The following is a 13,734-nucleotide window of genomic DNA, read 5'->3' on the forward strand; positions in this document are numbered from 1 at the left end:
ACTTACCATGTCGAAACATGCCCCACCCCCGGTCCTCCGTTTAAAGGGGGGTCAACCACTGGAAGGGAATTTACCCAGAAACCGAATTTTTATTCCCGTTGGGACGGGCGGGGGTGGGTTTTCAGCAAGAAGATTTAGAGCAGATTTATATAGCGCAACCTGCGTTAGAAGCCTGCCATCAGAAGATGAAACCCATCCGGAGTGACAAACGCCTGTAGTTTATTTTCTGCTCGATGTAATTATTCCACCAATTGCTTTGAGAGGAAACGCGCTGGGTTTTGTAACCGATGTTAAACGAGAAGGCGCTGCCGCTCTCTGCCGTGCGCACCCGGAGCCCGACAGCGGGATTGAACAGCCAGCCGCCGCCCAGCTTCTGTTCCTCGCTCTCATCACTCAGAAATGTTGAGCCGTAGCCGGCATCCAGGCTGTAGGTGGGACTCACGCGGGCATCCAGCACCTCGCCCCGTACCCCAAGTGCCACAGGAGTGACCATGATATCATCATAGAAGTCGAAGCCCACAGACGCGCCTACCACAAAGCCCCTGCCCAGACGATACCCGTTGAATACCTGGACAGTGGGGGAGGCCGCCGAAACATCCGTGTTCTGACTGGCATAATGTACTTTACCGTAGAGGTAGCCCAACTCTATCTGGCCCATATACCGGTTGCCTGCAGCGGGCTTGTCTACCTGGTCGGACTGTGCCTGACAAAGTGTGGTGAGCAGCAGGCAGAGCAGGAGAAGGAGTGAATTCCGCCTCATCAGCTCGCCGGTGTTTTTCGTTGTACCGGTATCACACTTAGGAGCTTTACGTTGCTTAGGTCGCGGTAGTCGTACTGATACAGCCCATCCTGCCCGACCATAAGCACAGTTTCGCCAAGCGGTATCACGTCAAAAGCGTCCTGTTCCTTAAAGTGGGAGAGCAGGTTCTGATCTACCGCCAGATGATCTTTTATATTGAAAACCTTTAAACCGTGCGTGCCCTCGCACAGGAAAAGCGCTTCCCCGTCGATGCCTAACCCATGCGGGTTGAGCATCGGGTATGTCTTCAATAGGGTAGGGCTTCGGGGATCGCTGATATCCACCACCTCGAGCTGGTTGGTGAAGCCCATGCAGGCATTGCCAGACCGCAGCGTCACCCAGGCCAGGTCGCCTTCCACCACCACGGGGTCACAGCTACGCACGTGCTCATAGATAGAGAGCAGCGCCGGGCTCGACGGGTTGCTGCTGTCGTAGATGTGCATGCCGGTGCTGGAGCCGATGAAAAGCTTGTTCTGGTAGGGGAAGATCGTTTCGATGTTCCATCCCAGGGGGATGCTGGTGCCCGTTTTGGGGTCAGCGGCGCTGCTCACATCAAACACCTGCAGGTTCGAGAGGCTAACGGTGTAGAGGTGATTGCCGGCCACTGTAAACCTGGCCATTGACCCTCCCTTTCCGTTTGTCGCGCCTCCCCCGGCGTCAGCGCCGGAATTACCGCTATTCGTGAACGCGCCCCTACCGGTAAAATCAAGGAAAGGCTGATGCGTTCTTCCCCTGGTGTCGCAGTCGGAGGAGATGGCTTCGGTAACTGTTTTGGGCACGAATTCAGAGACAAAAACCGCGGACGTGTCGCTGACGAGCATGCCGTAGCTCGGGAAGATATTCTCCACGCGCTTCACCTCCTTCACATCCAGCGGATTCGTGATATCCAGCGCCACCAGGTCGATATAGCTGTCGGCATACAGGATATTGTCTTTCACCGCCATGTCAATGTTACCGGGAATCTGTATGAAGCTAAGCAGCCGGGGCGAGGCGGGGTCCTGATTGTCAATGACATGGACGCCTTCGTTCACCTCGTTCACGAATAGATAATGCCCCAAGGCATATATCTTCCCGGGATTTTCCAGGACTCGGGGCTGCGTGACCTGTACCGCCTCGCGCAGGTCCGCCCGCAGCATATATACCGGCTCCTGCACGGTATAGGTGATCGTGGTCTCACAATCGTCGGAGCAGGCACAGAGGAGCAGCGCCAGCAGCACAATAAGCGCGCGTTGAAGAGGAGGTAAAGGTCTGTTTCTCATGACAGAGGGTTTAGCCGTGAAGATTATATGGCATCTATATAGCAGATTCATATAGGCGCTTATAGGCAGGACCCGGCAAACCGGCAAATGGTTGTAAGCCATTGAAAATAAGTTTGAAATGAGGGTTGGCAGAAACAGCGACTTCGGGCATTCTGACACTATATAGCCATGTCAGGAAAAAGGGAAGCAACAGACAGGTAAGGGCAGGAGCGGGAATCTGATGGAGGACTTTTGGGAGCAGTCGGCATCATAAAGCCACAAAGAAAGGATTCAACAGCTCTTGCTTATTGTAGATAAGTTCTGTTTTGAGGTCAGGCAGGTAAATCCCCCTATTCAGTGCCATCAGGATCGCGTGACTGGCGGCTGTGTCCCATTCCATGGTCGGGGCAAAGCGCGGGTAGATGTCGGCCTTTCCCTCTGCCAGGAGCATCATTTTCAGGGAACTCCCCATGGACAGCAGGCGCACGTTCCTGAACTGGTTTATGAACCGCTCCGTCTCCGGCGTCCGGTGCGAGCGGGAGGCTACCACCGTGACGGCTGCCTTTTGAAGCAGCGCCTCCAATGAAACGCTGTGCGGCAGCGGCGCCAGCTGCGTCCGTTTTTCTCCTTCCTCTTTATATATACCTGTCTGTTTCGATCCATAGTATAGCGTAGAGAGGCAGGGGGCAAAAACCACTCCGGCTACAGGTCTGTTGCGTTGCATCAGCGCAATGTTCACCGTAAACTCACCGTTCCTTTTCAGGAATTCTTTTGTGCCATCCAGCGGATCTACCAGCCAGTACCAGGGCCACGTTGCCCTCACCGCATACGCCGTGTGCACCCCTTCCTCCGACAGCACAGGCAATCCCGTGGCGGCGAGATGCCTGCTGATGATGTCGTGCGCCGCTTTGTCCGCTCTGGTCAGGGGAGAATCGTCCGGCTTGATGTTCACCTCTATCTCGTCGCAGGCATATATGGCCTGGATGGCGGCGCCGGCTTCCAGGGCCGCCTGGCGCGCTGTCTGCAGCAGCATATCTATGCAGGCTGGTGTGGCAATTTTATCATCCCTTCTCAGGGCATCGGGTGGTTTTACTTTCATTCAGGTTGCTTAAGAGGCTGCACCGGTAATGCCCATACCCCGCACATCCGGTTTATGCTTAACCTGCTGCTGCTTCACCAACAAGGGCTCCACAACTTCGATCAGCTTGCGCAAAGAGTCTTCAACGGATTCTTCAGCGGTCTTTACGATCACATCCGGCGCTGCGGGAACCTCGTAGGGAGCACTTACGCCAGTAAAGGCAGGGATAAGGCCGCGCTGCGCTTTGTCATACAGGCCTTTTACATCACGCTGTTCACATACCTGTAGCGGGCAGTTTATATATACCTCCGTATACCTGTCGGACCCGACAGTTTCCCTGACCAGCGCCCTTTCTACTTCATAAGGAGAAATAAAGGCCCCGATCACCACGAGGCCTGCATCCAGCATAAGTTTGGCCACTTCGCTTACCCGCCGCACGTTTTCTTTTCGGTCCTGCCTGGTAAAACCCAGGTCACTGTTCAGGCCGCTGCGCATGTTGTCGCCATCGAGCAGGTACACCTTGTAGCCTTTTTGAAACAGGTAGTGCTCGAGGCCCACGGCCAGTGTGCTTTTACCTGAGCCAGACAGGCCGGTGAGCCAGATGAGCCAGGGCTCCTGCTGCATCATGTCCTTCCGCTGCTCAGGGCGCACTTTGGAGTAGAAAGGGTAAAGGTGCTTCATCTCTTCTGCGTTTTTAGAATAGCGCCTGTAGGCTGATTGTTACACATTGTACCTGTTAAACCACAATCAAGTTACCCCGCCTAACCTTTGCAGGGCGCTTTCCGTCTGGATGTACTCAGAAAACAATCCTCAGAAAATGAAAATACTGCAAGGCGGAGCGCCCAAGTGCGGCAACTTCTGGCTCTACCAGATCATCCGGCATATCCTTTCCCAAACCGGCCAAAACCCCGAAAGCTTTATAAGGCGGCAGCCTATATATGAGCTGGCCAAAACCTGGGACCTGAACTACCCGAGCCAGGCCAGCATCGATGTGCTTGACATTACCGATTTGCAGTACAGCTACCGCATCAGCAGTATATTCAGGATGCCGGTGGAAGATATCAGGGCCTATATAAACCAGACCGATCATATATGGACGCACTCGCCCATCTGCAAGCGAAGCCCGGAACTGCTGGACCTGGTCGGAAAGAAAGTCTATATCATCCGGGATCCGCGCGACCGGGCAATTTCAGCGGCCAGGTACTACACCTCACCCTATATGCTGAAGTATTACCCTCAGGAGGAGCGGGACCCGAAGCGCTACCTGGAGAAGCATTTTGAGCAGCTGCTGCTGGAGTGGGTGTGGCACGTGTACGACCACCTGCGCCTGAGCCGGCACCACAACATCCACATCGCTTTCTACGAAGGTTTCCTCCTGGATTTCCAGCAGGAGCTGGCGCGGCTGCTGGCTTACCTGGAGACTGACCTGGGCGAGACGCAGCGGGAGGAGTTGCAGGAGGCGATGCGGTTTGACACCCTCCGGGCGAAGAACCCGAAGCACCTCAGGAAAGGGAAGTCCGGCTATTGGATGAACCAGCTGACGGAGGAGCAGGTCGCAAAAGCCGATATGATCGCCGGGCCGCTGATCCGGTTCCTGCACTACCCGACAGCGAAAAACCAGCCCATGACCTACGCCGCTGCGCCGCCGCACCAGGATTTTGAGCAGCTGAAGCAGGAAATCATCGCTTCGCAGCAGCCGTTGTACCAGCGCTGAACATTTACCAGACCCCCAGTTGCCGCCCCATCGTTTTAAGCTGGCCGATGTGGTAGCCGTTGTGGTGCAGGGCCGTCATGGCTGCCCAGGAAAGAGTTTTGCCGTTGCTGTGCACCCTGAATAAATCATTTTTCGGGTCCAGCACCAAAGCGATCATCTCGTTCAGCTCATACTCGAAGCGGTCAATGGCCTGGTTCCACTCCTGCTCGCTTTGCGGGGTATGGTTTTGCGGCCAGTGCGCTTCGGGCCAAATGGCAGGATGCTGTTCCGGGGATTTCATAAACTGGAGCAGCGTTTGCTGCCGTGCCTGCATATGCCCCAGCAGCACCCAGGCCGAGAAGTGAAGGCCATCCAAAAGTATGCCTGCTTTATCGTGGTGGAACTCGCGCAGCAGGATCACGTTCGGGGCAAAGCCGCCGTGCAGCAGTTCAGCCAATTGTTTTCTCAGGAGGGTGTCGGTGCTTAAGTTTGAAGTCATGGAGCTGGCATTATATATAAATCCGGTAGCTGGCTTCTCAGGAAGTGCCAGCAAAGGTTCTGAAACGGCTGGTCTATATATAAAGTTTTTGCTTAACGTGCCGTGAACGCTTTTGAAAGCTTTGCTATATATGCTCGGATGCTCCGGCTGCGGCCACCTCTAGAGCCTGCTTTGTGCTGAAGAGCAACTCATTCCCTTTTTTCCCAACGGCAGCGATGGTCCCCATTTTGCGGAGGCAGTAGGTGATCTGGCGGCACCGGTGCAGGGGCAGGCCCAGCGCAGTTGCCAGGCACTTGTTGGAGAAAGGCTGCAGCATGCCAAGGGGGATGAACTGCAGAAAGTCTTCGCTGTTTTCGAAGCGGTGGGAGCTGATCACTTCCAGTAGCTTCCGGTCTTTGATGCTGACCCTATTCCGGTGCTTGCTGCCTTTCCCGTCGCGGCAGCGCACTTCCTCTTCACGTATCACCGGAAACTCCACCGTGAAATTCTCGTGTTTCAGCAGCTCCGGGATGCGCACCAGCTCTTCAAACAGATCCGTCAGGTGGCCGCGGTGAGGCGACTTTCTTCGGGAAGTTATTTTAGTGCCGGTAGTATCCACTTGCAGCACCCATTTCTCCAGGGTGATGGGGTGCAGCACATGCACCCGCCGCGTCTCGACGAGGGTATGCAGCTTGTGGCGAATGGCCGAAAAATTGCGCGTCTGTATCTCCACCAACTGATCGCCCCGGACAAGGTCTATGACAAACCTTCCCACAGGCACCTCAAAGCGATCCTCCGGCTTCGCATACCACTGCTTCAGGGAGGCGTGCAAAGAGCGCTCGTTCTGTATATTGATGCCTTTCCGCTGGTCTTTGCTCTTTTCCTGCACTTCTTCCATCCCTAAGTTTAAGTTATATGCGGAGCAAAGGTAGCCGTTATGGCTGCTCAGGAAAAGGCCATTGGGCAGATTGAATTTGAGCATAGTGTTTTTCCTGCACGCTTTTTTCATCGAAAATCCGTAGTATTCCACTTGGTGTTAAAAGCTTTTGCGATTTGCACGGCATCCTTACCACCTATATTTGCAGAAAGAAAGAAACGCTATAACGTGCTGGAGAAGGTAAAAAACCAAACAAAGGTGAACGCGTCTGCCGTTAAAAGCAAGCTGCCGCCGAAGCAGGAACTCAAACAGGACCTTCCCTGGATACAGGTGGCGCCAGGCGCACCTTATTTTATAACAGAGGAGGGGGAGAACTGGACACCGATCGGGCAGAACGACGCCATCACCTGGCCTGACTTCGACGGCCTTTTCCGGCGTAAGAACCTGCGGCAGGTGGAGGGGCACCTGGCTTGGCTGGCCGGTCATGGCGTTACCTGCCTGCGGCTGATGCTGGAATACGCGCAGGGTGACTACCGGTATTTCGAAAAGCCGGCCGGCACGTTCTCCCCAAACATGGTGAGGCTCTGGGATGATCTTTTTGATCTGTGCGCCCGCTATAACATCCGCATCCTGCTTACCCCGGTCGATACGTTCTGGATGTGGCTCCGGTGGAAGCACCACCCTTACAACCACAAAAACGGGGGACCCTGCAAAAAGCGTTCGGAGTGGCTGCTGTGCCCCGCAACATTGCAGGCGATTAAAAATAGGCTCAGCTTTGCGGCCGAACGATGGGGCGGGAGCGGGGTGCTGTTTGCCTGGGACCTCTGGAACGAAATACACCCTGCCCACGCCGGCGGTAGAACAGACATATTCGCCGGCTTTATAGATGAGCTGAGCCAGCACGTCCGGGACACGGAGCAACGGCTATATGGGCGGAGCCACCCGCAAACGGTGTCGTTGTATGGTCCGGTGCTGCAGGAGCACCCTGCTGTGGCGGAAGTGATTTTCAGGCACCCGAAACTCGACTTTGCCAGTACCCACTTTTATGACGCAGCCACCATCAACTATCCGAAGAACACGGTCGACTCTGCGCTTGTGAGCGGTCGGCTGGTGCGGGAGGCGCTGGAACACCTGCAGGGCAGCAGGCCTTTTTTTGACAGCGAACACGGCCCTATCCATTTGTTCAAAGACAGGCATAAAACACTTCCGGAGTATTTTGACGATGAATACTTCAGGCATATGCAATGGGCGCACCTGGCGTCCGGGGCGGCGGGCGGCGGCATGCGCTGGCCCAACAGACACCCGCACACCTTGACGCATGGCATGCGCCGCGCCCAGAAAAGCATGGCGGCTTTCGTGCAGCTCATCGACTGGAAAAACTTCAGCCGGAAAAACCTGAATGAAGAAGTGCGTGTGAGCCAGTCAAACGTAGCTGTTTTTGCCTGCGCAGATGCGCAACAGGCGGTGGTATGGCTGCTGCGCACGGATACAATTCAGAAAAAACTAAAAACAGTGAACCCCGAAGCCACGCCAGTGGAGGTAGACATTGCGATACCCAACATGGCGGCAGGATTCTATACTGTAACCTTTTGGAACACCCGGGATGGAAAAGTACTTGCAACTGAAAGGGTGCAGCACACCTCAAGCGGTAAACTGCAGCTGAAAAGCCTGCCCGTCGCAACTGATCTGGCTCTTGCCGTGCGGTTACAGCGGTAGCCTCTTGCTATCCTGACTTTTTAGGAATCAGCCGGCGCTAAAATAACTACCTTCGCATATATCTCTGAGGCCTGTGCTTCGGTTTATTGGTAGTGATAAAGAAGTAATGCTGGTTCAAAAATACAGCTACGGCTGCCCTAGGTCGCCTCTGGCGAGTGTGAGCTATAGGTCGGCCTCTGGCCGCTGAGCAATCATAACATAGTTAAACGAGGCGGGACGCCTCCTGATAACTCACACTCGCCAGAGGCGAGCGAGGGCATAGCATTACTTCTTTATTACTACCCGGTTTATTTTCTATTGCTATTCGTTCAGTTGTTTTTTTTGATGTTCAAATCTATACAAGCTGCGGCTGTGCTGCTGGTGCTGGGTTTTTACCAGCCTGATGCTGTTGCCCAGATCACTGCGCTTCAGGCGAATAATCCCTGGTCCTTTGGTGTGAATGGCTACTATGGTGGGCTGTTCCGTTACAAAAGCGATTTGCCGCCTCTTAGTTTCACCAATACAACCGGGGTGGAGGTATATGCTCACCAGCATACCCTCGGAGACAAGCCGTGGCAGGTATTGTACAGGTATCCACAGATCGGCTTTGCCTTCTCCTATTATCACTATGGGGTGCCGGACGAGTTGGGAGAAGCTTTCACACTTACTACCTACCTGGATAACGTGCTGCTGCAGGGCCGGAAGAACAGCCTCCGTTTAAACCTTGGCACCGGCCTGGTCTACTCCACCCGCTATTATATACCCGAAATAAATGAGGGAAACAAAGCCATCGGCAGTCCGCTTGCCTTCGTGCTGCGCGCGACGCTGCGGTATGAGTTCCCGCTTCGCCGGAACACGTTCCTGAACGTGAACCTGGCTTTCCGGCATTTCTCCAACGGGGGGCTCAACAAGCCGAACAACGGGATGAACTTTCCGATGGTGGGGCTTGGGGCGCGTTTCCAGCACCGGGAGGTGATGCGGGAGCCTACTCCCGAAGAAGCTCCTCCTGCACCAGACAAAAGCACACACCTGAACGTACGGCTCGGGGTGGGGGTAAAGGAAGTCCTGCTGGTAGACGAGAAGCACCCGGTGTATAATTTGTCGGTATATGGCAGCAGAAGAATATCCAATGCCAGTGCCCTGCTGCTCGGTGCCGATGGGTTTTATGACACCGCGCTGCGGGAAGAGTTCATCAATGTGGGCCTGCCGGTTCCGGATGAGGACCTGGATGCGAGAATGGCGGGCCTTACCGTGGGCCATGAACTCCACCTGAACCGTCTCTCGGTGGTGGTTCAGCTAGGGCGGTACATATACCAGCCGCTCGGTTTATTTCCCGATTATTACCAGCGCTATGGTTTGAAATACAATATTTACAATCGAATGTCAGCCAGTGTGATGCTGCTGGCCCACACCCGCACTGCAAACGTGGTGGAGTGGGGTGCCGGTTGGCAACTGTGATCGACGGTGCCCCGTTCTATCCTAAAAATTCATGACCGTATTCTTGAGACAAAGTATCTATAAAAACAAGCACTAAAATTTGAATTAATATAACAATTAATTAAATTCCATACTAAATCCCGTAATCCTATGAACATTTCAGGAAGCCTCCTCTCCACCAAGCAGATGATTAGTTTTGCAGCCTTTGCAGTATTGCTTTCAGCCGGCTTCAGTTCGAGGGCCCAGACAGCATCTCCCCCGCCCGAAGCACAGATCAAAGCAGCTTTACTGGCGGCTCCCTCAGAAAAGCAGAAAGATGCCACCGTGCTGGGATATAACCAGAAAGGCGAACTGGTGGAGTTGCGGAAAGGGACAAATGAAATGGTTTGCCTGGCGGATGACCCGAATCAAAAGGGCTTCTCTGTTTCCTGCTATCACCGTGAGCTGGACCCGTTTATGGCCCGGGGGCGTGAGCTGAAGAAGGCTGGCAAGGCCTCGAAGGAAATTTTTGACACCCGGGAGCAGGAAGCGAAGAGCGGGAAACTAAAAATGCCGAAACAAGCCTCCACGCTCTTTGTTTATACGGCAGAGGATGACCAGGTGAACCCCGAAACGGGAGAGGTAAAAGACGGCTACCTGCGGTATGTGGTCTATATACCCTATGCCACCGCCGAGAGCACCGGCCTTCCGCTGAAGCCAGAGGCACCTGCCATGCCCTGGATCATGCACCCTGGCACCCATGGGGCCCATATCATGATCAGCCCACCGAAGGAGAAGGCAACGGAATAGGTATGACACGATAGGCAGGTTTAAAGCTTTTAAAACAGGGTTTGTGCCTGCCATTGACTTGCTTCAAACCTGGTCACAGAATTCTGTCGAAGGTGTTCACAGCTTTTCGGTACTGTATCCCGCCTGGCAAAAAAGATAACAGGCGGGGCCAGTTAGTTTCGTTTTGCCCTGATGTGTAGCAAAGCCCCTTGCTTAGGCAGCAAGTTGCGCTTCAATGTCAATTCGTAATGCCATGCATTCCTGTTCCGACAGACCCTTTTTAGCCTTTCTGTTTTTTTGGATGATCTGTGTCAGCTGCCTGCAGGCGCAGGATCTGACGTTTGTAAAAGTGCCCCCGTCGCAGGGGAACAGCCTGGGGCTGATCGCCGGGATGTCGCAGGACAAGCAGGGTTTTCTGTGGCTGGCGACGCACTCAGGCCTGCACCGGTACGACGGCTATGAGCAGGTAACCTATATAAACAACAGGTTTGATGAGAATTCGCTGGGCGATAACCGCCTGGAATGCGTGCTGGCGGATAGGAACGGCATTATTTGGATAGGCGTCTGGACTAAGGGCCTCGACCGGTTTGACCCGAAAACGGGCGAATTCAAACATTACCGCCACAACCCGCTGATGCCTCACAGCCTAAGCGACGATGTGGTGACCGCCCTGCTGGAAGACAGCGATGGCAACATCTGGGTAGGCACCCATAAAGGCCTGAACCGCTTTCACCCAGAAACCGGCACCTTCACCCGCTACGCCCACGACCCGGCAAACCCACAAAGCATCAGCGACAACAAGGTGAGAGCCCTTTACCAGGACAGGCAGGGAGCCATATGGGTGGGGACCGGCAGCCCCTGGGAATCGAAGCCAGAAGAAGGCGGGCTCAACCGCTTTGACCCAGACAAAGGAATATTCGAACGCTTCAAGCACGACCCTGAAGACCCGAACACGCTCTTCTCCAACTGGGTGCGCGCCATCCATGAAGACAGCAGGGGCACGTTGTGGGTGGGCACCTTCGGCGATGGGCTGCACCGCATGGACCGGAAAAAGGGCACCTTCGAGCGCCTGCCCTACGACCCGCAGCACCTGGATAAGTTAAGCCGCCCGTATGTGGATAAGGCCAGGCAGAACGACGGCGTGATCATCATCCACGAGGACCACGCCGGAGCTGTTTGGATCGGGACGTACGACAGCGGCCTGAACAGGTATGACCCTAAAACCGGGAAAGTAAAGCAGTACCAGAAGAGCTCCGCCAAGACAACAGGTCTGGATGATAATAACATCTGGTCTGTATACACCACGCACGAGGGCACGCTTTGGTTCGGGACGGCCAACGGAAACCTATACCGCGTTGACCCGGAGCGCTACCGCATCCCGTACGTTGAGACAGGCACTATCGTCCGCAGTTTTTATGAAGATCCTTCCGGCTATATGCTGCTGGGCACATCCAACGGTCTGATTGTCCGCCACAAGCAGAGTGGGGAGCAAGTGCAGTACAGTTATGACCCCACAGACCCCTCCGGTATAGGCGCTGACACCGTCTCCACTATTTACAAAGATAGTCAGGGACATTTCTGGCTGGGGCACGCAAGCAGTAAAATTGACCATGGCTACCTCAGCCGTTTTAATCTGCAGACCCGCACCTTTATCAGTTATAAACACGACAATAACGATGAATCGAGTTTGAGCGGCGGTTCTATTTACTCCATCCTGGAAGACAGTATGTCTAATCTATGGATCGCGACAGGAACAGGTGTAGACAGGCTGGATCGGAAAAAAGGAGTTTTTATACATTACAGGCAGGACCCCAATAATCTCCTGACCTTAAGCCATAATTCGATCACCTCTATTCTGGAAGGTGAAAAAGGATGCCTGTGGCTGGGTACACACCATGCGGGAGGTATAAACTACTTCGACACAAAAACCTCCCACTCAAAAAAATACCTGTTAGGCAGTAACATATCCCAGCTCTACAAAGATGCTGCCGGCGCGCTGTGGGTGGCTTCAGAAAATGCCGGGATATACCGCTACGAAGAGTCGGAAGACACCTTTCTGCCTTTTCCCATTGACCTGAACGAAACCGCGATCAATGCAAGAGGGGTGGTGGAAGATGACCAGCAGAACCTGTGGTTTAACACGATGCAAGGTCTCCTGAAGCTAAACAGGCAGCGTGGCAATGTCCAGTTGCTGAGCGAGCCGTATGGCGTGCTGCCGAAGTCGCTGTCCTTCCTGGCGAGTTACAAAGGGCTAGACGGGATGCTTTACTTTGGAAGCAGTACAGGCTATTACGCCTTCTTCCCGCAGCAGTGGCGCCCGAACGACCATCCACCGCAAATTGCCTTTACCGGGTTGCGCGTGTTTGATAAGCCCGTGCTACCGGGTAAACGCAGCCCCTTGAAAGCGCCATTGAGCGAGACCGGCTCCATCCGGCTCGACCCGGGGGAGAACGTTTTCTCTATTGACTTTACCGGGATACACTTTAACAACCCCGAGCAGAACAAGTATCTCTTTAAGCTAGAGAATTACGACCACGACTGGCGCGCTGCCAAGACAGAACGTACAGCTTCGTATTACAATGTGCCTCCGGGTAATTATATCTTCCGTGTGCGGGCCTCGAATAGCGATGATTTGTGGGCTGAGAGGACCCTGGCTATCCGGGTGAACCCTCACTGGTGGAACACCTGGTGGGCATATGTTATCTATGGTGTCCTGCTGCTGACACTGGGACTTGTCTTCAACCGGCTACAGCGTCAGCGACTGGTTGCGCGGGAGCGCTACCGGGCGAGGGGGCGTGAACTGGCGCAGGCGCGCGAAATCGAGCGGGCTTATAAAGAGCTAAAGCAGACGCAGGCCAAACTGGTTCAGCAGGAGAAGCTGGCCTCGCTTGGAGAACTGACGGCAGGCATCGCGCACGAGATTCAGAATCCCCTCAACTTCATCAACAATTTTGCAGAGGTGAGCGCAGAATTAACTGAGGAATTGCAGCACGAGCTGCCGGACAAGGAGGAAAGCGAAGCAAAGTCTATCACGGGCATGCTCAGGCAAAACCTGGAGAAGATCATCTACCATGGGCAGCGCGCCGACAGTATCGTGAAAGGCATGCTGCTGCACTCCCGCAGCAGCAGTGGACAGCGGGAGCTAACCGATCTGAATGCCCTGACGAACGAGTACTTGCAGCTGTCATACCATGGTTTGCGCACCAAAAACAAATCATTCAGCGTCACGATCCAAACCAATTATGACACGACGCTGGAAAAGGTAGCCGTAATCCCACAGGAACTGGGGAGGGTGCTTCTTAACTTATTCAGCAACGCTTTTTACGCGGTGCAGCAAAAGCAGAAACTAATGGGTGCCGGCTATGAGCCGAAGGTGGAGGTTAGCACCTGCCGCCGGGACGAGTTTGTGGAGATTGTGGTGCGCGACAATGGTATCGGGATGCCCGACAAGGTCAAGAACAAAATCTTTCAGCCTTTCTTTACCACCAAGCCAACTGGCAGCGGCACAGGGTTAGGCCTCTCGCTCAGTTACGACATCATTGCCAAAGGGCATGGGGGGGATTTGCGGGTAGAGACGGCAGAAGGGGAGTATACGGCCTTTATTATTCAGCTGCCTGTCACTGTTAATTCCTCGCTTCAACCCGTTGAAGCCTAAGCAGGTAAAGTGCTTC

The 13,734-nt window shown here is 54.3% G+C and carries 11 protein-coding genes; 5 read left to right on the forward strand and 6 right to left on the reverse strand.

The genetic code is table 11. The features are described from left to right. Positions 1–178: 178 nt before the first annotated feature. The 4 genes from ABD920_RS09245 to cysC all read right to left on the reverse strand — a co-directional run bounded on the left by ABD920_RS09245 (position 179) and on the right by cysC (position 3,796). Positions 179–760 (reverse strand): hypothetical protein, encoded by a 582-nt coding sequence (locus ABD920_RS09245; RefSeq protein ID WP_345158489.1) that lies wholly within the window; start codon positions 758–760, stop codon positions 179–181. Next, positions 760–2,058, reverse strand: a complete 1,299-nt coding sequence (locus tag ABD920_RS09250) for an LVIVD repeat-containing protein (RefSeq protein WP_345158491.1) — start codon at positions 2,056–2,058, stop codon at positions 760–762. The genes ABD920_RS09245 and ABD920_RS09250 overlap by 1 nt, the downstream gene beginning before the upstream one ends. A 247-nt stretch (positions 2,059–2,305) precedes the next feature. Beyond that, entirely contained in the window at positions 2,306–3,136 is an 831-nt protein-coding gene (gene cysQ, locus ABD920_RS09255) for a 3'(2'),5'-bisphosphate nucleotidase CysQ (RefSeq protein WP_345158492.1), read from the reverse strand. 9 nt (positions 3,137–3,145) lie between these two features. Continuing rightward, a complete protein-coding gene (gene cysC / locus ABD920_RS09260) occupies positions 3,146–3,796 on the reverse strand; it encodes an adenylyl-sulfate kinase (protein ID WP_345158494.1) in 651 nt (216 codons plus the stop codon). Between the two features lie 136 nt (positions 3,797–3,932). Between cysC and ABD920_RS09265 the strand changes: the two genes are divergently transcribed. Further along, a complete protein-coding gene (locus tag ABD920_RS09265; protein WP_345158495.1) occupies positions 3,933–4,829 on the forward strand; it encodes a sulfotransferase domain-containing protein in 897 nt (298 codons plus the stop codon). Between the two features lie 4 nt (positions 4,830–4,833). Here the strand turns inward: ABD920_RS09265 and ABD920_RS09270 are convergent, their stop codons facing one another. Beyond that, positions 4,834–5,307 carry a hypothetical protein gene (locus tag ABD920_RS09270; RefSeq protein ID WP_345158497.1) on the reverse strand — a complete coding sequence of 158 codons (474 nt, stop codon included), beginning with the start codon at positions 5,305–5,307 and terminating at the stop codon, positions 4,834–4,836. Positions 5,308–5,431: 124 nt separating this feature from the next. Then, on the reverse strand, positions 5,432–6,268 hold the full coding sequence (locus ABD920_RS09275; RefSeq protein ID WP_345158498.1) for a DUF8091 domain-containing protein: 837 nt from the start codon (positions 6,266–6,268) through the stop codon (positions 5,432–5,434). A gap of 123 nt (positions 6,269–6,391) precedes the next feature. Between ABD920_RS09275 and ABD920_RS09280 the strand changes: the two genes are divergently transcribed. The 4 genes from ABD920_RS09280 (at position 6,392) to ABD920_RS09295 (ending at position 13,718) form a co-directional block, all read left to right on the forward strand. Further along, positions 6,392–7,879, forward strand: coding sequence for a glycoside hydrolase 5 family protein (locus ABD920_RS09280; protein WP_345158499.1), 1,488 nt, complete (start codon positions 6,392–6,394; stop codon positions 7,877–7,879). A gap of 324 nt (positions 7,880–8,203) precedes the next feature. After that, a complete protein-coding gene (locus tag ABD920_RS09285; RefSeq protein WP_345158501.1) occupies positions 8,204–9,316 on the forward strand; it encodes an acyloxyacyl hydrolase in 1,113 nt (370 codons plus the stop codon). 165 nt (positions 9,317–9,481) lie between these two features. Beyond that, positions 9,482–10,084 (forward strand): hypothetical protein, encoded by a 603-nt coding sequence (locus tag ABD920_RS09290; protein WP_345158522.1) that lies wholly within the window; start codon positions 9,482–9,484, stop codon positions 10,082–10,084. 232 nt (positions 10,085–10,316) lie between these two features. Continuing rightward, positions 10,317–13,718 (forward strand): sensor histidine kinase, encoded by a 3,402-nt coding sequence (locus ABD920_RS09295; RefSeq protein ID WP_345158502.1) that lies wholly within the window; start codon positions 10,317–10,319, stop codon positions 13,716–13,718. Positions 13,719–13,734: the final 16 nt, after the last annotated feature.

It is taken from the genome of Pontibacter saemangeumensis (assembly GCF_039541895.1).
Lineage (GTDB): Bacteria > Bacteroidota > Bacteroidia > Cytophagales > Hymenobacteraceae > Pontibacter > Pontibacter saemangeumensis.

Excerpts from the sequence above, each read along its gene's own strand:
- ABD920_RS09245 (WP_345158489.1), bottom strand. The coding sequence starts at position 760 with ATGAGGCGGAATTCACTCCTTCTCCTGCTCTGCCTGCTGCTCACCACA.
- ABD920_RS09250 (WP_345158491.1), bottom strand. The coding sequence starts at position 2,058 with ATGAGAAACAGACCTTTACCTCCTCTTCAACGCGCGCTTATTGTGCTG.
- cysQ (WP_345158492.1), bottom strand. The coding sequence starts at position 3,136 with ATGAAAGTAAAACCACCCGATGCCCTGAGAAGGGATGATAAAATTGCC.
- cysC (WP_345158494.1), bottom strand. The coding sequence starts at position 3,796 with ATGAAGCACCTTTACCCTTTCTACTCCAAAGTGCGCCCTGAGCAGCGG.
- ABD920_RS09265 (WP_345158495.1), top strand. The coding sequence starts at position 3,933 with ATGAAAATACTGCAAGGCGGAGCGCCCAAGTGCGGCAACTTCTGGCTC.
- ABD920_RS09270 (WP_345158497.1), bottom strand. The coding sequence starts at position 5,307 with ATGACTTCAAACTTAAGCACCGACACCCTCCTGAGAAAACAATTGGCT.
- ABD920_RS09275 (WP_345158498.1), bottom strand. The coding sequence starts at position 6,268 with ATGCTCAAATTCAATCTGCCCAATGGCCTTTTCCTGAGCAGCCATAAC.
- ABD920_RS09285 (WP_345158501.1), top strand. The coding sequence starts at position 8,204 with ATGTTCAAATCTATACAAGCTGCGGCTGTGCTGCTGGTGCTGGGTTTT.
- ABD920_RS09290 (WP_345158522.1), top strand. The coding sequence starts at position 9,482 with ATGATTAGTTTTGCAGCCTTTGCAGTATTGCTTTCAGCCGGCTTCAGT.
- ABD920_RS09295 (WP_345158502.1), top strand. The coding sequence starts at position 10,317 with ATGCATTCCTGTTCCGACAGACCCTTTTTAGCCTTTCTGTTTTTTTGG.